Below are 18,227 nucleotides of genomic sequence, written 5' to 3' on the forward strand. Positions count from 1 at the left end.
CTCTTTTTCAGCGTTTGAATCAGACGATTTGGTTATAACCTGATGTGATCGGTTGGCTTAGCGACTGATTAACCCGCTGAAATATCTTGTTTAATCTCCCTAAGTGTGATCTTTGTCACTGTCATGGCTTGCTTGACTTTCTTTTTACCTGCTACGTACACTTCTGGGTGGGAAAATGTGGTGTAAAGTGGATAATCTTGGTGAAAAAGGGAAAATAGCGCCATGCTACGCGGCGTCAGTGCCATATCGGTCGACAAGAAAGGGCGACTCGCCCTACCCACTCGCTATCGCGATGGCTTAATTACCCATTGTGACGGCCAGTTTGTGTGCACGATCGATCACCAGCTCCCCTGTTTGGCCTTGTATCCCGTCCCGGAGTGGGAAGTGATAGAAGACAAGCTTGCACAGCTGTCGAGCTTTCAGCCGGCAGAACGACGCTTGCAGCGCTTGCTACTCGGCCATGCCTTTGATTGTGAGATGGATGGCCAAGGCCGGCTATTGCTGTCCGCGGCGCTGCGCCAGTATGCGGGGCTTGAGGGCAAAGCGATGCTGGTGGGCCAACTCAACAAGTTTGAGATTTGGGATGAGCAAACATGGCAGGCACAAATTCGCCAGGATATGGACACACAGGCGGAATCAACCCCGATGATCAGTGAGCGGTTAGCTGACCTCTCTCTGTAAATAATGAAGTGAACTTATGTCAGAACAGTATACCCATGTTTCCGTCCTATTGAACGAATCGGTAGACGGCCTCGCGATAAAGCCAGACGGCATTTATGTCGATGGTACCTTTGGTCGCGGCGGTCACTCTCGCCATATCTTATCGCAGCTGGGTGAAAACGGGCGTTTGTACGCCATTGATCGCGACCCTCGCGCGATTGAAGAAGCCAGCACCATTGACGATCCTCGCTTTCAAATCATTCATGGTCCTTTTTCTGACATCGAGGCCTATCTGCGCGACCGGGGCTTGAGTGAAAAAGTCGATGGCATCTTGCTCGATCTGGGCGTGTCGTCTCCACAGCTGGACGATCCTAGCCGTGGATTCAGCTTTATGCATGACGGCCCTTTAGATATGCGCATGGATCCCAGTAGCGGCCAGTCAGCGGCGCAGTGGTTAGAAACTGCCAGCCCAGACGACATTGCTTGGGTGTTAAAAGTGTTTGGTGAAGAGCGTTTTGCTCGCCGGATTGCCAACGCGATTGTGCGTCATCGTGAGGACGAAGAAGCGACACCGCTTACTACCACTAACCAGCTGGCGAAGCTGATTGATCATGCGGTGCCGTTTAGAGAAAAGAAAAAACACCCAGCGACGCGCAGTTTTCAAGCGATCCGCATTTATATCAACAGTGAATTGGATGAGATTGAGCAAGCACTGCAAGGGGCGTTGGCAAGCCTCGCCCCCGGTGGCCGTTTGTCTGTGATCAGCTTTCACTCGTTAGAAGATCGCATGGTGAAGCGCTTTATTCGCAAACAAAGCAAAGGCCCAGACGTGCCCAAAGGCGTGCCTTTGACTGAAGCGCAGATCGCGGAGCTTGGCTCGGCGGCGATGAAGCCCATTGGTAAGGCAATTAAACCGTCAGCTGATGAGGTGGCGCAAAACGCACGTGCGCGTAGTTCGGTATTACGCATCGCGGAGAAACTAGGGTAAATCATGGAGCCGCGCCCCAGCCTTGCCAAACAGATTCGTCAGGACGTGCTGGCCATCGGTAAGTTGCCGTTGGGGTTGTTGGTGGCGGTATTGCTATCAGCGATCGCTGTGGTGTCGATGACGCAATCGACCCGTAGTTTGATAGCCAAACAAGATGCGCTGCTTGAGCAGCGCGAAACCCTTGAAGTGGAGTGGCGAAATCAATTGCTGGAAGAAAACGCGTTATCAGAACACAGCCATGTGGAGGCCGTCGCGCGTGAGGATTTTGGCATGATTCGACCAACCAGTGATAACGAAGTGATCGTCAAACGATCTTTGAGTAATAGCCGGTGAAAAAACGTTCTAGCAAGCCTGCCAATCGCCGTACACCGAAAGCGCCACCTGTGCTGATCCAGTGGCGCTTTGGCCTTATTTGCGCGTTTATCGCCTTGGCCTTGGTCGCACTGGTGGCACGTGCGGCGTATATCCAAGTGATTGAGCCCGATAGGCTGCGTCATGAGGGGGACTTGCGCTCAGTACGGGTTGAACAAGTGCATTCCGCGCGTGGGATGATTGAAGACCGCCAAGGTGAGCCGTTGGCGGTCAGTGTCCCCGTGCAAGCGGTGTGGGCCGATCCGGTGACCGTATTTAAACACCAGGGGCTCAACAACGTTGAACGCTGGTACGYGCTGGCTGATGTACTGGGCCTAGACCGCCAGGCGCTGATTGACAAAATTCAAGCGAATCGCAAGCGGCGTTTTGTTTATCTGCAGCGCCAAGTACGCCCCGCAATGGCTGCGTATGTAAACAAGCTCGACTTGCCCGGTGTCGGTCTTAAAGCCGAGTCCCGCCGTTTTTATCCTARTGCTGAGGTAAGTGCCCACTTAGTGGGGATGACAGGCATTGACGGCCATGGCTTGGAAGGGATTGAACGCCGGTTTGATGACTGGCTTGCTGGAGAGCATGGCAAGCGCACTGTGCGCAAAGACAGATTTGGCCGTGTGGTCGAGCACATTGCCACCGAAGACAAAAAAGAAGGCCAGTCACTCACGCTCAGTATCGACCAGCGTTTGCAAGCCATCGCTTATCGTGCGATTAAGCAAGCGGTGGCTGATTATCGCGCCACGTCTGGCTCGTTGGTGATGGTGGATGTCAAAACCGGCGAAGTGATGGCCATGGTTAACGCTCCCTCTTATAACCCTAACAATCGCAGCTCGCTGAAAAGCTTTAATATGCGTAACCGCGCGATTACTGATGTGTTTGAACCGGGCTCAACCATGAAGCCTTTTGTGGTACTCACCGCCTTAGAAAACGGTGTTGCCGATATGGACACCGTAATAGATACCAGTAATGGCATCATGCAAATCGGGGGCAGTCGCGTGCGGGATGTCTCCAAAGTGGGTAAAGCCAATCTCGCACGGATCCTCAAAAAATCGAGCAACATCGGTGTCAGTAAGCTGTCGTTGGCGATGCCCGTGGAGACCCTGTTGGGCGAATACGGTAGCTTTGGCCTCGGGGCAAGTACTGGCGTCGAGTTGGTGGGTGAATCGGTTGGGCACTTCCCCTCACGCCGCCGCTGGTCAGACTTTGAACGAGCGACGCTGGCCTTTGGTTATGGCTTGTCAGTGACGCCGGCGCAACTGGCGCGTGCCTATGCCACGCTCGGCTCGCTGGGCATCAATCGACCGCTGAGTATTTTAAAGCGCGAGGGAGTGACTGAAGGGAAACAAGTCGCCTCGCGTGCAAATGTGTATAAAGTGCTGCRAATGCTAGAGGGCGTGACCCAAGAAGGCGGGAGCGCACGCCGTGCTGCGGTGGACGGTTACCGAGTCGGGGCGAAAACTGGTACCGCGAAAGTGGCAGTAGCGGGCGGTTATGGCGATGAGTATATCGGTTATACCGCGGGCCTGGCACCGATTAGTGATCCCAGACTGGCGATGGTGGTGGTGATCAACGAGCCACAAGGTGACAAGTATTATGGTGGCCAGGTGGCGGCGCCGGTGTTTTCTGATGTGATGAAAAGCGCGCTCCAGATCTTAAACATTGCACCGGATGCGGGCACAGGCCCTGAGTTGCAAGTGGCTAAGTATGCAAGTGAAGTGAACCAGAATGAATGATTTAAACCAATGGCTGAGTCCGTGGCTGGCCGATGCGCCGAGCGTCCCAGTCAAGCAGATGACACTCGACAGTCGCTGCGTCGGTGATGGAGATGTGTTTGTAGCGGTGCAAGGCCATCAGGTCGATGGTCGCCAGTTTATTCAGGCTGCGATTGAGGCAGGCGCGGTGGCCGTGGTGCAACAAGGTGAAAACGACCAGATAGCCTGGCGCGATCAGGTGCCAGTGATCAGCTTGCGCGCGTTACCTCATGCGCTCTCTGCGATGGCGGCGCGCTTTTATCAGGATCCTCAGCAACACCTCGGGTTGATTGGTGTCACCGGAACCAATGGCAAAACCACAGTGTCGCAACTGATTGCTCAGTGGCTTGATGCACTCGATCAACGCACGGCGGTGATGGGCACCACTGGCAATGGCTTTATTGGCCAATTAGAAGCGGCGGAAAACACTACGGGCGATGCCATTGGTATTCAAGCCCAGCTTGCGGCGTTTGCGCAGCAAGGTGCACGCCATGTCGCGATGGAAGTGTCATCGCACGGTTTGGTGCAAGGGCGCGTGGCCAGCCTTGCCTTTGATRCCGCGGTATTTACCAATTTAAGTCATGATCACCTTGACTACCACGGCACCCTCGACGCCTACGCCGAGGCGAAAAAGCAACTGTTTGCGTTAGGCTCGCCACTAAAAGTCATCAATGCGGATGATAGTGTTGGTCGCTCCTGGCTACAGCAATGGCCAGAGGCTATCGCGGTCGCCATGGACGCAGCTTCACTGCAAGCCCACACAGGCCGATTTGTGCGCGCGACCTCGGTCGCCTATGCCAGCGACGGTGTGCGGGTGCAGATCGACTCATCCTGGGGACAAGGCGAGATCCATGCCGCATTAGTGGGAGATTTTAATGTCAGCAATTTGCTAGTGAGCTTGGCGACCTTATTGGGGCTGGGCTACCCATTAGCGCCGTTATTAGCGGTGGCCCCGCAGTTGCAAGCTGTCACAGGGCGGATGGAGGTTTTTCTCGCTGCTGACAAACCGACCGTCGTGGTTGATTATGCTCACACGCCCGATGCGCTGGAGAAAGCGCTGCTTGCGTTGCGACGTCATTGTAAAGGCGCGCTGTGGTGCATCTTTGGCTGCGGCGGCGACCGGGATACACGCAAGCGGCCGTTAATGGCCCGTTTGGCGGAGCAGAACGCCGATCATGTGGTATTGACCAATGATAACCCTCGCAGCGAAGCGCCTGAAGCCATTACCCAAGACATGCTTACGGGGATGCTGGCGCCAGAGCGCGCGTGGGTGAAGCATGATCGTGCCGACGCGGTGACTCAGGTCATTCAACAAGCGAACGCTGATGACATTGTCCTGATTGCAGGCAAGGGTCATGAAGATTACCAAATTTTGGCGCACGGCAAGGTGCATTATTCCGACCGAGAGACGGTGGCGGCACAACTCAAGGAGTTATCATGATTCGGACCTCACTCGATACCCTCGCGCACGCGGTGAACGCGACGATATTGCACCGAGAGCTTGTGCCTGAAAATGACCAGATTGAGGCGATCACCACAGATACCCGCGAACTTGGCGAAGGGGCGATGTTTGTTGCCTTAAAAGGGGACCGCTTTGATGGCCATGACTTTGCAGAGCAAGCCAAAGCGGCCGGTGCGGCGGCGATAGTGGTCGATCGTCCGCTGGATGTTGCGATGCCCCAATTGCGGGTGGAGGACACGCGTATCGCGCTTGGCCAGCTGGGCGCGTGGGTAAAAAGCCAATGTCAGGTACCCACCATTGCCATCACCGGCAGCTGTGGCAAAACCACGGTAAAGCAAATGCTGGCAGCTATTCTGGCACAAAAAGGCCCGACCTTAGCCACTGCAGGTAATTTTAATAACGATATTGGTGTGCCGCTGACCCTGTTTCGGCTGACCTCTGAGCACCAGTATGCAGTGATCGAACTGGGGGCGAACCATATTGGCGAAATTGCCTACACCACGTCGTTGGTGAAACCGGATATCGCTATGGTAACCAACCTTGCCGCGGCGCACCTTGAGGGGTTTGGCTCAATGGAAGGGGTGGCGATTGCCAAAGGTGAGATCTACCAAGGTTTGCCAGAAGGTGGCATTGCATTGGTGAATCAACATAGCCACGGCGACGAAAAGTGGCAAGCGGTGCTGGCCGACAAGCAGGTGATCCCCGTCACTGACACCGAAGCGGCGCCACTGAAGTTGATAGATAGCACGCTCACCGATGCCGGCTGTTATCAAATCACCTTAAATGATGGCCAGATGCAAAAAACGGTCACCTTGCCATTACCCGGGGTGCACAATATCACTAATGCACTGATGGCCGGCTGCGCGGCGATGCAGCTGCCGAGCGTGGGGTTAGACGATGTGGTGAGCGGCTTAGCAGCGATGGAAAATGCCGCGGGGCGCACCCAGGTCACTGAGCCTCGACCAGGCTTGAGGTTGATTGATGACACCTATAACGCCAGTGTGCCGGCAATGAAATCCGCGATTGATGTGCTGGCCAGCTACCCAGGTGAGCGTTGGCTCATTGTGGGCGATATGGCTGAGCTAGGGCAATACAGTGAACAAATGCACCGTGAAGTGGGAGAGCATGCTGAAAAAGCACAGTTAGACCGCGTGTTCACGACCGGAAACGATAGCCGTGTGATCAGCGAATGCTGTGGCGGTGACCATTTTGATAGTAAAGAGGCGCTCATTGCGCACGTAGTAGCCATGATAAACACACAGACACCTGACACAATTTTAATTAAAGGCGCTCGCGGGATGGCGATGGAAGCCGTTGTTGCCGCCATCAAGGAGGCTTGCTAATGCTTTTATGGTTAGCGGAGGCGCTACAAAACCTTTTACCCTCGATGCGGTTGTTTGAATACCTGACGTTCCGAGCGATTGTGAGTGCATTAACCGCACTATTGTTCTCGCTATGGGCCGGGCCGCGTTTGATTAAACGCCTACAATCGATGCAAATTGGCCAAGTGGTGCGCGAAGAAGGCCCTGAATCTCACTTTAGCAAGCGTGGTACGCCGACCATGGGCGGGGTGCTGATTGTTGCTGCCATCAGTTTAACCGTCTTTTTATGGGCGGACTTGGCTAACCCTTATGTGTGGGCGGTGATGGTTGTCCTGCTCGGCTATGGCGCGGTGGGCTTTGTCGATGATTATCGCAAAGTGGTGCGCAAAAATACCGATGGCTTGGTCGCGCGCTGGAAGTATTTCTGGCAATCCGCCATTGCGTTAGGGGTGGCGTTTGCCCTGTATGCGCACGGCAAGGACACCGCAGCCACTCAGTTGGTGGTGCCGTTTTTCAAAGACGTGATGCCGCAGCTTGGCCTGTTTTATGTGGTCTTTACCTACTTTGTGATTGTCGGCACCAGCAATGCGGTGAACCTGACGGATGGCCTCGATGGGTTAGCGATTTTGCCCACCGTGATGGTCGCCGGTGGGTTTGCCTTTATTGCGTGGGCAACCGGGAACGTCAACTTTGCCAGCTACCTGCATATTCCGTATATCCAATACAGCAGTGAGCTGGTAGTGGTATGTGCTGCGATTGTCGGGGCTGGGCTGGGCTTTTTGTGGTTTAACACCTACCCGGCGCAAGTATTTATGGGGGATGTGGGCTCGCTGGCATTAGGCGGCGCGCTCGGCACCATCGCGGTATTGGTGCGTCAAGAGCTGCTACTGATCATCATGGGCGGGGTGTTCGTGATGGAAACAGTGTCGGTGATCTTACAGGTCGGTTCTTATAAATTGCGTGGTCAGCGCATTTTCCGCATGGCACCGATTCATCACCACTATGAGCTAAAAGGCTGGCCGGAGCCGCGAGTGATCGTGCGCTTTTGGATCATTTCGTTGATGCTGGTGCTGATTGCGCTGGCCACACTCAAGGTACGCTAATCATGCCAGCCGCGAGCCAGTATTCATTAACCGAGTTTCGCCATATCGTCGTGATGGGCTTGGGCGTGACTGGCCTATCGGTGGTGCGTTTTATTGCGCGCCATCACCCTAAGGCATGTATCCGCGTGATGGACTCGCGCACGCAGCCGCCGGGGCAAGACCAACTGCCAGATAACGTCGAGTTGCACACTGGCAGTTGGCAGGCGCAGTGGTTAGCCGATGCCGATTTGGTCGTTACTAACCCAGGGATATCGCTGCATACGCCAGCGTTGGCGCCAGTCCATGCAGCAGGAACGCCTATTGTGGGAGACATTGAGCTATTTGCCTGGTACTGCGATAAGCCGGTAGTGGCGATCACTGGCTCCAACGGCAAAAGCACCGTCACAGCGCTGGTAGGCGAAATGGCGAAAGCGAGCGGGATTGACGTCGGAGTGGGTGGCAATATCGGTGTCGCGGCGTTGGATTTGCTCGACCGCGGTCACGAGCTGTATGTGTTAGAGCTGTCTAGCTTTCAACTCGAAACTACCGACTCGCTGGTTCTAGATGGCGCGGCCTTTTTGAACTTCTCTGAAGATCATATGGATAGATACGACAGCTTGGCCGATTATCGTGCCGCCAAGTGCCGTATTTTCACCCATGCGACTACCCTGATCGCCAATGCCGATGATCCGCAAACGCACGATGATCTGCAAACGAACACCGCCTCCTCCATGCGTCTATTTGGTTTTCATCAAGGTGACTATTGCCTTATCACCGACCAAGGTGAGGCATGGTTAGCGGCACACGGCCAGCCACTGCTTCCCGTCTCTTCACTGGGACTGGTGGGCCGTCACAACGTGGCGAATGGGCTGGCGGCCATGGCGCTGGCTGACAGTGTCGGCATTAGTCAGCAAGGGCAAAAAGCAGCACTCAGTACGTACGCTGGCCTCCCGCACCGTTGTCAAAAAGTCGCCAAGCATCAGGGCGTGCTGTGGGTCAATGATTCAAAGGCTACCAATGTGGCCAGCACCCTAGCGGCACTCGATGGCCTAGATATTGAAGGGCGGTTACACCTGTTGGTCGGGGGCGATGGTAAAGGCGCCGACTTTAGTCTGTTGCAACCTGTTTTGGCGACGCTGGACGTGTCGCTTTACTGCTTTGGCAAAGATAAAACGCAGCTGGCGGCGCTCGATAACACGGCGCAGTGTGTGGAAACGCTGCACCAAGCGGTCGATGCAGCGGCTTACCAAGCCTGTGCCGGCGACATGGTGCTGTTATCACCCGCTTGTTCAAGCTTGGATCAGTTCACTAATTTTGCTGCCCGTGGGGATGCTTTTATCGCCGAGGTAGAATCGATGATCGCGAGGCAGACATGACTGTAAGCCGACTTCCTCAATTCTGCTGGCAGTGGCTTCGGACGCCGTCTCCGGGCGTGTTGTATGACCGCCAATTGGTCTGGACATCGCTGCTGTTAATGGTTATTGGGTTAGTCATGGTGACCTCGGCCTCCTTGCCTGTGGGGCTTAGGCTGGCGGATGCGCCTTTTTTGTTTGCCAAACGTCATGCCTTTTATCTGGGGGTCGCCATCGCCGCCGCCGTGCTAGTGATGTACATCCCCGTGCATTGGTGGCAGCGCTATAGCGGCTATATGTTATTGCTCTCGTCGCTATTGTTACTGGCGGTGCTTGCCGTGGGTCGGTCTGTCAATGGTGCCGCACGCTGGATCTCTGTGGCTGGGATCAATATTCAGCCAGCGGAGAKCGCCAAGTTATCCCTATTTGTCTTTTTAGCCGGGTATCTGGTGCGCCGCCATGGTGAGGTGCGTGAACATTTTCGTGGCTTTGCTAAGCCCTTGGCGGTGCTGTTGTTCTTCGCAAGCTTATTGTTGGCGCAACCTGATTTAGGCTCGGTGGTGGTGATGTTTGTCACCACCGTGGGGATGTTATTTATCGCAGGGGCCAAGCTGTGGCAGTTTATTGCACTGCTGATCACCGGGTTGACCTTGGTCGGAGGCTTGATTGTCGCTGAGCCTTACCGGGTACGCCGCGTCACCGCCTTTTTAGACCCCTGGCAAGACCCGTTTGGCAGTGGCTATCAGCTGACTCAATCCTTAATGGCATTTGGGCGCGGGGATTGGTTTGGACAAGGGCTCGGTAATTCCATTCAAAAACTGGAATATTTGCCAGAAGCGCATACCGATTTCGTGTTTGCGGTGATTGCTGAAGAGCTTGGCTTGGTGGGTGTCAGCGTCATTTTGTGTTTGATTTTCTACTTGGTGTTTAAAGCCTTATTTATTGGTAAGCGTTGCCTTGAGCAAAACCAACTCTTTGGCGGTTTTCTTGCCTTCGGGATTGGGATCTGGTTTGCGTTCCAAACCATGGTCAACGTAGGCGCTGCCGCTGGCATGCTCCCGACCAAAGGCTTGACTTTGCCATTGATCAGTTATGGGGGCTCCAGTCTGGTCATCATGGCGGTGGCAGTGGCACTGCTATTGCGCATTGATCACGAGTACCGCTTAGCCACGTCGCAAGCGCACCAAAGAAACCCTTATCAAGGTAAAGAACAGAATAATGAGTAAAAAACGATTATTAGTGATGGCAGGGGGCACTGGTGGCCATGTTTTTCCAGGGCTCGCGGTCGCTAAGTATTTAGAAAATCAAGGCTGGGAGATCTGCTGGTTAGGGACGGCGGATCGCATGGAGGCCGATTTGGTGCCTAAATATGGTATCGAGATCGCATTTATTCGCGTTAAAGGCTTGATTGGATCGGGGCTGATGCGCAAGCTACGAGCCCCTTGGATGATTGTCAGTGCGATTTGGCAAGCGCGGCAAGTGATCAAGCGCTTTAAACCCGACGCTGTATTAGGCATGGGGGGCTATGTCAGTGGCCCAGGTGGGATTGCCGCGTGGTTAAGTGGCGTGCCCGTGATCTTGCATGAACAAAATGCGGTGGCAGGCCTAACCAATCGCTGGCTGGCGAAAGTCGCCAAACAAGTGTTACAAGCGTTTCCAGGCGCATTCGATGGCAAGACAGTGGTCGGTAACCCAGTACGTCGAGATGTGTGTGATATCGCTGCCCCCGAGCAACGGTTTAGTGAGCGAGAAGGCGCCTTGCGCGTTTTAGTCATGGGAGGCAGTCAGGGCGCGAGGATCCTTAATCAAACGGTTCCAGAGGCGATTGCGCTCACCGAGCAAGCGGTCACGGTTCGCCACCAAGCAGGCAAGCACAACGCTGAGCCGACACGCGATGCGTACCAACAAGCCGGTGTCAGTGACGTCGAAGTCAGTGAGTTTATTGATGATGTCGCCGAGGCTTATGCTTGGGCGGATGTGGTGATTTGCCGCAGCGGAGCATTGACGGTGTCTGAGCTGGCGGCGGCTGGCGTTGGGGCGATTTTCGTCCCCTTTATGCATGCCGATAGGCAACAAGCACTCAACGGTGATTACTTAGTCGCCCGTGGTGCGGCTTTAATGATTGAACAGCCATCACTGACAGCGAGCACATTGGCTGAGACAATCAACCAGCTTGACCGCCCACGCTTGTTAGCGATGGCAAGGGCGGCTAGAGAGGCGGCCATCATTGATGCAGATGCCCGTGTCGCGGACGTTATCGTCACGCACGCCAACAAATAGAGAATAGAGAATGGGTAAATTGGATAATCAGCAGCTGGAAAAAATTCGCACCATGATCCCGGAAATGCGCCGGGTTAAGCGGATCCACTTTGTGGGGATCGGCGGTGCAGGCATGTGTGGTATTGCTGAAGTGCTGATTAATGAAGGTTACCAAATAACCGGCTCGGATCTTGCACAGAATATCGTCACAGAGCGATTGGCATCCATGGGGGCGCAGATTTTTATCGGGCATCAAGCGAGCCATGTCGAACAAGCCAGTGTTGTGGTGGTGTCGACAGCCATTAAACAGGATAACCCGGAAGTGGAAGCGGCAAAAGCGGCGCGCATTCCTGTGGTGCGTCGGGCAGAAATGCTTGCCGAATTAATGCGCTATCGGCACGGCATTGCCGTTGCCGGTACCCACGGCAAAACCACGACGACCGCGATGGTCACACAAATTTTCTCTGAGGCAGGGTTAGATCCCACCTTCGTCAATGGGGGATTGGTAAAAAGTGCAGGCACCAATGCGCGGTTAGGCAGCAGTCGTTATTTGATTGCCGAAGCGGATGAAAGTGATGCCTCTTTTTTACACCTGCAGCCAATGGTGGCGATTGTCACCAACATAGAAGCAGACCATATGGATACCTATGGTGGTAGCTTCGCAAAGTTGCAACAGACGTTTATCGACTTTCTCCATAATCTGCCGTTCTACGGGGTGGCGGTGGTGTGTATCGATGACCCGATCGTTCGTGAGCTGATCCCGTCGATTGGACGCCAAGTGATCACCTACGGGTTCTCGCACGATGCCGATATATGTTTACATGATTACCAACAGCATGGGCAGTGTGGTGTATTTAAAGTGACACGTCCTCATCGGGAAACGCTAACCATTCGTTTGAATACACCCGGCCAACATAATGCGCTCAACGCGGCAGCGGCGATTGCGGTTGCCACGGAAGATGGTGTCGATGATGACGCAATCTTACGTGCTTTGGCCAATTTTGCTGGCACAGGGCGGCGTTTTGATCAACTCGGTGAGTTTGCCGTGGATGAGGGGACCGCCCTGCTGGTGGACGATTATGGACATCACCCCAGTGAAGTGGACGTCACCATTAAAGCGGCACGCGCAGGCTGGCAAGAGCACCGTTTAGTGATGATTTTTCAGCCACACCGTTACAGCCGCACGCGCGATCTTTATGATGACTTTGCCAATGTGTTGGAAAAAGTGGATGTGTTGCTGATGTTGGATGTGTACTCAGCGGGAGAAACGCCGATTGCAGGGGCTGATGGTAGAAGTTTGTGTCGGAGCATTCGCGCGCGCGGTAAGCTAGATCCTATTTTTGTGCCTAATGCAGAGGCCTTACCCTCGGCACTGGCTAACGTGCTGCAACCTAATGACTTGGTTTTAACACAAGGCGCGGGTGATATTGGTAAAATAGCAAAAAATTTAGCGGCAAAGCAGCTAGACAAGGCTAAAATGGCGCAATAAAACGTCGCTGACGAGATAAAAAGAGCGGTCAATATCGGTGGTTACCAGAATAAACATCGGTTTTTATCGTCTTTGTGGGAAAATGGCGCGCAATCGATCTCAACTTAGTGATGAAAGTGCACGTCTAGGTTGGAGAGCATCACGCGGGATCGCTATAATCAGTCGGTTTTTTCGCAGTGAGTGTCAAGTCATATCGACACAAGGCGATAAGATAGGTATGAGCATGGTCAATGCCCTGACACGCGTACAAACAGTGATAAAACTGGATCGGCAAACAGGCGCATCACTCGCATTCCTGGTTGGGGTTATCACTCTGATGTTGCTGGGGGTGATACGTGTGATTGATTGGATGAGTGATGAGCAGCAGCTCCCCTTATCGCAGCTGGTGATGGAAGGTGACCAGACACATGTGACCGCGGCACAAGTGCGCAAAGCGGTGTTATCAGGCGGCGAGCTAAAAAGCTTTATGCTGCAGGATGTGAATCGCATCCAAGCGAACATTGAGGCGCTCCCGTGGGTGAAACAGGTCGCGGTAAGAAAACAGTGGCCCGATACCTTAAAGGTACATATCACCGAATACCGGGCGAGTGCGATTTGGAATGGGCAAAAATTGCTAACGCCAGACGGGGCGGTGTTCAATGGTGCCCCGCAAGATGTCGCTGATAAAAAGCTGGTGTCGCTACACGGTAATACCGGCACCTCGGAAGAAGTATTGCACACGAGTCGAGAGCTCGAACGTCAATTACAGCGAATTGGCTTATCGATTCAGGCGTTATCACTCAACAAGCGGCGCTCATGGCGTATTGTGACACGAGATGGCGTACGGATTGAGTTAGGGCGAAAGGCGCGACAAGAAAGGCTCGCGCGACTGGTCCATTTATATCCGCGGATAAAGGCACAAAATAAAGCCATTGCGTATGTCGATTTACGTTATGACACCGGGGCAGCGGTAGGCTGGAAAACAGAGGCAGACGACGCGAATCGCCGAAATTAAGAGATGGTTGAATGAATAAAACGACAGACAAGTCACTGATAGTTGGGCTCGATATAGGGACGTCCAAAGTGTCTACCCTGGTCAGTGAAGTGCTGCCAGATGGCACCATCAATGTGCTGGGGGTGGGCAGTAGTCCCTCTCGCGGAATGGATAAAGGTGGCGTTAACGACTTAGAGTCTGTGGTTAAATCTGTTCAGCGTGCGGTGAATGAAGCCGAGATGATGGCAGATTGCCAAATCAGCTCTGTCTATCTTTCTTTGTCAGGGAAGCATATTCACTGCCAAACTGAGAGAGGGATGGGGACAATATCGGATGAAGATGTTACCCAAGACGACATAGACAATGTGATTCACACTGCGAAGTCGGTCAAAATCAGTGATGAGCAGCGCGTGCTGCATGTGATCCCACAAGAATACAAAATTGATTATCAAGAAGGGATCAAAAACCCGCTCGGTTTATCCGGGGTGAGGATGGAAGCAAGTGTGCACCTCATCACATGTCACAATGACACCGCAAAAAATATTGAGAAAGCAGTCGAACGTTGTGGTCTTAGCGTTGATCAACTGATTTTCTCCGGGCTTTCAGCAAGCCATGCCGTGATCACACCGGATGAGCGAGAGTTGGGTGTCTGTGTCGTCGATATCGGCGGCGGCACTATGGATCTGGCTGTGTGGACAGGCGGTGCCCTTCGCCATGCCGAGGTGATCCCGTATGCGGGCAATGTGATTACCAGTGATATTGCCTATGCCTTTGGCACACCACTGGCTGATGCAGAAGACATTAAAGTGAAATATGGCTGTGCATTGAGTGAGCGGGTGAACAAGGACGCCAAAGTGAATGTCCCAAGTGTGGGAGGACGCCCATCAAGGACATTGCAGCGACAAACCTTGTCAGAGGTGATTGAGCCGCGTTGCTCAGAGCTTTTAGGACTGGTGAACCAAAAACTGGTCGCTATCCAAGAAAAGCTGCGTAGCGATGGTGTTAAACATCAAATGGCAGCGGGAATTGTGCTCACCGGGGGCGCATCACAAATGCACGGCTTGGTAGAATGCGCAGAGCGCGTCTTCCAAAACCAAGTGAGAGTGGGACAACCGGTGAATGTCACCGGATTGACCGACTATGTGCAAGCACCTTGTTATGCAACCGCGGTTGGGCTTTTACACTACGGTAAAGAAAGCTTGCTGACAGAAACGAGTGAACCAGAACAAAAGCGGGCTGTGGCTAGCTGGATAAACAAGCTGAGTAGCTGGTTTAAGAAAGAATTTTAACCCTGATGCGAACAGGAAGGACGGAGAGAACTCATGTTTGAACCGATGATGGAAATGTCTGACGATGCGGTGATTAAGGTCGTCGGCATTGGCGGTGGCGGTGGTAACGCCGTTGAACATATGGTGCGTGAGTCAATCGAAGGGGTTGACTTCATTAGCATTAATACGGATGCCCAAGCACTGCGTAAAAGCAGCGTAGGCACGGTTATTCAAATTGGTGGTGATATCACTAAAGGCCTAGGTGCGGGGGCAAACCCACAAGTAGGTCGAGATTCTGCCCTTGAAGATCGCGATGCGATTAAAGCTGAGCTCGAAGGTGCCGATATGGTATTTATCGCAGCCGGAATGGGCGGTGGTACAGGAACCGGCGGAGCCCCCATTATCGCGGAAATCGCGAAAGAAATGGGAATCCTGACCGTTGCTGTGGTCACTAAACCATTCAGCTTTGAGGGTAAAAAGCGACTCGCGTTTGCAGAGCAAGGTATCGAAGAGCTGTCAAAACATGTCGACTCGCTGATTACGATCCCGAACGAAAAACTGCTTAAAGTGCTAGGTCGTGGGATTACATTGCTCGATGCCTTTGCCAAAGCAAACGACGTGCTACGCAACGCCGTGCAAGGGATCGCCGAGTTAATCACGCGCCCAGGTCACATCAACGTCGACTTTGCGGATGTCCGCACTGTGATGTCAGAGATGGGACACGCGATGATGGGCAGCGGCGTGGCAACCGGCGAAGATCGCGCGGAAGAGGCAGCAGAAATGGCCATTTCTAGCCCGCTTCTTGAGGACATCGACTTAGCTGGTGCGCGTGGTGTGCTGGTGAATATTACCGCAGGCTTTGATATGCGTCTTGATGAATTCGAGACTGTGGGTAACACCGTCAAAGCGTTTGCATCAGACAATGCGACTGTGGTGATCGGTACATCGATGGACCCAGAGATGAGCGACGAGCTGCGTGTGACTGTGGTGGCCACCGGAATTGGTAATGAGCGTAAGCCAGATATCACCTTGGTGACCAACTCACAGTCTGGGCAAGCACAGGCAGAGCCGAAAAAGGCACAGCCTTTGCAAGAGAAACCTCAGGCGGCAAGTGCAAACCCTGCGGCGAAAGAGCAGCCTGCTGCATCGTCTTCGAATGCAGCACCAAAATCGCAGACCGAGCATGATTATCTCGATATTCCTGCGTTTTTGCGTAAACAAGCTGACTAATCGCAATTGCTTGGTTTGTAGCCAGTGATGTGCTACCATCACGCTCCCCTTGTCTAAGGTGACAGGGTAATGAGTGACGCAGAGCACACTTTTTTGAGAAAAAGTTGAGATAAGCCGATGATTAGACAGCGAACATTGAAAAGTATGGTCCAAACGACTGGTGTGGGTCTCCACTCCGGGCGTAAGGTTACGCTTACTCTGCGTCCGGCTCCTGCCAATACCGGTGTGATTTACCGCCGCACAGACATGGAGCCACCGGTAGATTTTCCGGCTAACCCTGAGGATGTGCGCGACACCATGTTGTGCACCGCCTTAGTCAATGACGCGGGTGTTCGCATCTCAACCGTTGAGCATCTCAGTGCAGCGATTGCAGGCATGGGGATCGATAACATTATTATCGAAGTGGACGCGCCAGAAATTCCAATTATGGATGGCAGTTCAAGCCCGTTCATCTTTTTGCTGCAGTCTGCGGGTATCGACGTCCAAAACACGCCAAAACGGTTCATTCGCATTAAAAAGCCTGTTCGCATTGAAGACGATGACAAATGGGCGGAGTTGCTGCCATACAACGGCTTCCGCCTTGATTTTGCTATCGAATTCGACCACCCTGCGATTGAATCTGAGCAACAAAACCTGGTGCTAGATTTTTCAAGCCAGTCTTTTATTAAAGACTTGAGCCGTGCTCGTACCTTCGGTTTTATGCGTGACATCGAGTACCTGCAGTCACAAAATTTGTGTCTGGGCGGTAGCTTTGACTGTGCCATCGTGCTGGACGATTATCGTATCTTGAATGAAGAAGGCCTGCGCTTTGACAACGAACTGGTCAAGCATAAGGTGTTGGACGCTATCGGTGACCTTTACATGTGTGGCCACAGTATCCTCGGTGAGATGCGCGCGTACAAATCGGGCCATGCACTGAACAACAAACTGTTGCGCGCGGTCTTGGCCGATCAAGAAGCGTGGGAGTGGGTCACGTTTGAAGAAACAGAGACTTCTCCAGTGGCATTTGCCGAACCGGGGATGGTCTTGGCCTAAGCCCTGTCTGATACGGTAGGCGTTTGCACGGTAACAGCGCAATGCACCATACTGAGGCAGAATAAACCGCTAATACCCAGAGATTGATAGATAGAAAGCCAGAGCTCACTCTGGCTTTTTTTGATCCTCGGCGAGTTTAGCCAACGCCTCGAACCGTGCTTTTAGCTTGGGCGAAGCGCCTTCACCCAGCGCACGCAGTAATTCACCCGAGGCTTGGCTAAGGTGGCGGGGCGGCGCTGCCTCTTTGTCTTCTCGGTCGGCAGCGGCGAGGGCTGGGTTAATCTTCACTTCAATGGTGGTAAGGCTTGCCAAGCCTTTGTTACGCAATACCGACAATAAATGCTGTCGCTCGTAGTTCAGTCGCATCGCCCAGGCGGCACTGCCTGCTTCTACCACCAATACGCCATCACGATAATTGGCGACGCGACAGGCTTTTGATGTCTCACCGGGTAACAAGGCTAAGATCAGCTTGTTTAGCTTGGCAAGCTCAACCGCTCGCTGAGCAATATTATTGGGGTCGCTCTCCAAAAGATGGAGGGTAGAGCGGGGACGGTGGTCTCTCATCGCGCAATAACTGCCTTTTTTGTCATCAATTCGGCGCCTGAACGGGCGCACAGCGTCTAATTTTCGCTAATTGATCCCTTGAGTATTGGATTTGTCATAGGATGTGAAAGTAATTTACCTTATCATAGATGCTCCACCTCGGCATGTAGCCTACCGCGTTGATATACCGGTATGTCCTGAGGTGATCACCAGAGAGTGAAAAAACTATTCACAGGTAAGTGTCGCATGGGTAAGGCGATGGTGGCGTATTTTTTCCGTGCCATCTACCACATTTACATTCAGTCACGTGGAAATCGTTGTGAAGTGGCGTCATCGCCCTTGAATTCTGTCCGATTTGGCTCCACTTAAGGTAGATGCGTTTTGGCATCTTGTGTTGAATCGATGAGCTTAAGCCAACCCGCGTTTGAACTGAAACACGCCAGCATAGAG

Annotated in this window: 16 protein-coding genes; 15 read left to right on the forward strand and 1 reads right to left on the reverse strand. The window is 53.3% G+C overall.

The window, feature by feature from the left end; translation table 11 throughout:
* Positions 1-222: 222 nt before the first annotated feature.
* The 15 genes from mraZ (at position 223) to lpxC (ending at position 17,234) form a co-directional block, all read left to right on the forward strand.
* Positions 223-681, forward strand: coding sequence for a division/cell wall cluster transcriptional repressor MraZ (gene mraZ / locus BZG14_RS02120; protein ID WP_069363346.1), 459 nt, complete (start codon positions 223-225; stop codon positions 679-681).
* A gap of 16 nt (positions 682-697) precedes the next feature.
* The gene (gene rsmH / locus BZG14_RS02125) at positions 698-1,648 is read left to right on the forward strand and encodes a 16S rRNA (cytosine(1402)-N(4))-methyltransferase RsmH (RefSeq protein ID WP_077607853.1); all 951 of its coding nucleotides are present in this window, start codon (positions 698-700) and stop codon (positions 1,646-1,648) included.
* A 3-nt stretch (positions 1,649-1,651) separates the two neighbouring features.
* A complete protein-coding gene (gene ftsL / locus BZG14_RS02130) occupies positions 1,652-1,981 on the forward strand; it encodes a cell division protein FtsL (protein ID WP_069363348.1) in 330 nt (109 codons plus the stop codon).
* Positions 1,978-3,744 carry a penicillin-binding transpeptidase domain-containing protein gene (locus tag BZG14_RS02135; RefSeq protein WP_077607854.1) on the forward strand — a complete coding sequence of 589 codons (1,767 nt, stop codon included), beginning with the start codon at positions 1,978-1,980 and terminating at the stop codon, positions 3,742-3,744. Before ftsL ends, BZG14_RS02135 begins: the two co-directional genes overlap by 4 nt.
* Entirely contained in the window at positions 3,737-5,203 is a 1,467-nt protein-coding gene (gene murE / locus BZG14_RS02140) for a UDP-N-acetylmuramoyl-L-alanyl-D-glutamate--2,6-diaminopimelate ligase (protein WP_077607855.1), read from the forward strand. The genes BZG14_RS02135 and murE overlap by 8 nt, the downstream gene beginning before the upstream one ends.
* Positions 5,200-6,567, forward strand: a complete 1,368-nt coding sequence (locus tag BZG14_RS02145; protein ID WP_077607856.1) for a UDP-N-acetylmuramoyl-tripeptide--D-alanyl-D-alanine ligase — start codon at positions 5,200-5,202, stop codon at positions 6,565-6,567. Before murE ends, BZG14_RS02145 begins: the two co-directional genes overlap by 4 nt.
* Entirely contained in the window at positions 6,567-7,649 is a 1,083-nt protein-coding gene (gene mraY, locus BZG14_RS02150) for a phospho-N-acetylmuramoyl-pentapeptide-transferase (protein ID WP_046073965.1), read from the forward strand. Before BZG14_RS02145 ends, mraY begins: the two co-directional genes overlap by 1 nt.
* A gap of 2 nt (positions 7,650-7,651) precedes the next feature.
* Positions 7,652-9,004 carry a UDP-N-acetylmuramoyl-L-alanine--D-glutamate ligase gene (gene murD / locus BZG14_RS02155; protein WP_077607857.1) on the forward strand — a complete coding sequence of 451 codons (1,353 nt, stop codon included), beginning with the start codon at positions 7,652-7,654 and terminating at the stop codon, positions 9,002-9,004.
* On the forward strand, positions 9,001-10,206 hold the full coding sequence (ftsW, locus tag BZG14_RS02160; protein WP_077607858.1) for a cell division protein FtsW: 1,206 nt from the start codon (positions 9,001-9,003) through the stop codon (positions 10,204-10,206). Before murD ends, ftsW begins: the two co-directional genes overlap by 4 nt.
* The gene (murG, locus tag BZG14_RS02165) at positions 10,196-11,260 is read left to right on the forward strand and encodes an undecaprenyldiphospho-muramoylpentapeptide beta-N-acetylglucosaminyltransferase (protein ID WP_407719280.1); all 1,065 of its coding nucleotides are present in this window, start codon (positions 10,196-10,198) and stop codon (positions 11,258-11,260) included. Before ftsW ends, murG begins: the two co-directional genes overlap by 11 nt.
* A gap of 10 nt (positions 11,261-11,270) precedes the next feature.
* Complete coding sequence (gene murC, locus BZG14_RS02170) at positions 11,271-12,728, forward strand: UDP-N-acetylmuramate--L-alanine ligase (protein WP_077607859.1); 1,458 nt, start codon at positions 11,271-11,273, stop codon at positions 12,726-12,728.
* A 217-nt stretch (positions 12,729-12,945) separates the two neighbouring features.
* Positions 12,946-13,722 carry a cell division protein FtsQ/DivIB gene (locus BZG14_RS02175; protein ID WP_077484242.1) on the forward strand — a complete coding sequence of 259 codons (777 nt, stop codon included), beginning with the start codon at positions 12,946-12,948 and terminating at the stop codon, positions 13,720-13,722.
* An 11-nt stretch (positions 13,723-13,733) separates the two neighbouring features.
* Positions 13,734-14,990, forward strand: a complete 1,257-nt coding sequence (ftsA, locus tag BZG14_RS02180) for a cell division protein FtsA (RefSeq protein WP_077607860.1) — start codon at positions 13,734-13,736, stop codon at positions 14,988-14,990.
* A gap of 33 nt (positions 14,991-15,023) precedes the next feature.
* Positions 15,024-16,199: a cell division protein FtsZ gene (ftsZ, locus tag BZG14_RS02185; RefSeq protein WP_046073972.1), complete on the forward strand. Its 1,176-nt coding sequence runs from the start codon at positions 15,024-15,026 to the stop codon at positions 16,197-16,199.
* Between the two features lie 117 nt (positions 16,200-16,316).
* The gene (lpxC, locus tag BZG14_RS02190; RefSeq protein WP_069363357.1) at positions 16,317-17,234 is read left to right on the forward strand and encodes a UDP-3-O-acyl-N-acetylglucosamine deacetylase; all 918 of its coding nucleotides are present in this window, start codon (positions 16,317-16,319) and stop codon (positions 17,232-17,234) included.
* A 105-nt stretch (positions 17,235-17,339) separates the two neighbouring features.
* Here lpxC and BZG14_RS02195 read toward each other — a convergent pair whose 3' ends face one another.
* Positions 17,340-17,798, reverse strand: a complete 459-nt coding sequence (locus tag BZG14_RS02195; RefSeq protein WP_069363358.1) for a DUF721 domain-containing protein — start codon at positions 17,796-17,798, stop codon at positions 17,340-17,342.
* Between the last annotated feature and the right edge of the window lie 429 nt (positions 17,799-18,227).

Origin of the sequence: Salinivibrio sp. IB282 (assembly GCF_001995685.1) — a bacterium.
GTDB classification, from domain to species: domain Bacteria; phylum Pseudomonadota; class Gammaproteobacteria; order Enterobacterales; family Vibrionaceae; genus Salinivibrio; species Salinivibrio kushneri.

What these genes read in the sequence shown, in the direction of transcription:
- rsmH (WP_077607853.1), top strand. Translation starts at nt 698, where the DNA reads ATGTCAGAACAGTATACCCATGTTTCCGTCCTATTGAACGAATCGGTA.
- ftsA (WP_077607860.1), top strand. Translation starts at nt 13,734, where the DNA reads ATGAATAAAACGACAGACAAGTCACTGATAGTTGGGCTCGATATAGGG.
- ftsL (WP_069363348.1), top strand. Translation starts at nt 1,652, where the DNA reads ATGGAGCCGCGCCCCAGCCTTGCCAAACAGATTCGTCAGGACGTGCTG.
- BZG14_RS02175 (WP_077484242.1), top strand. Translation starts at nt 12,946, where the DNA reads ATGAGCATGGTCAATGCCCTGACACGCGTACAAACAGTGATAAAACTG.
- mraZ (WP_069363346.1), top strand. Translation starts at nt 223, where the DNA reads ATGCTACGCGGCGTCAGTGCCATATCGGTCGACAAGAAAGGGCGACTC.
- ftsZ (WP_046073972.1), top strand. Translation starts at nt 15,024, where the DNA reads ATGTTTGAACCGATGATGGAAATGTCTGACGATGCGGTGATTAAGGTC.
- BZG14_RS02195 (WP_069363358.1), bottom strand. Translation starts at nt 17,798, where the DNA reads ATGAGAGACCACCGTCCCCGCTCTACCCTCCATCTTTTGGAGAGCGAC.
- lpxC (WP_069363357.1), top strand. Translation starts at nt 16,317, where the DNA reads ATGATTAGACAGCGAACATTGAAAAGTATGGTCCAAACGACTGGTGTG.
- murD (WP_077607857.1), top strand. Translation starts at nt 7,652, where the DNA reads ATGCCAGCCGCGAGCCAGTATTCATTAACCGAGTTTCGCCATATCGTC.
- mraY (WP_046073965.1), top strand. Translation starts at nt 6,567, where the DNA reads ATGCTTTTATGGTTAGCGGAGGCGCTACAAAACCTTTTACCCTCGATG.
- BZG14_RS02145 (WP_077607856.1), top strand. Translation starts at nt 5,200, where the DNA reads ATGATTCGGACCTCACTCGATACCCTCGCGCACGCGGTGAACGCGACG.
- murC (WP_077607859.1), top strand. Translation starts at nt 11,271, where the DNA reads ATGGGTAAATTGGATAATCAGCAGCTGGAAAAAATTCGCACCATGATC.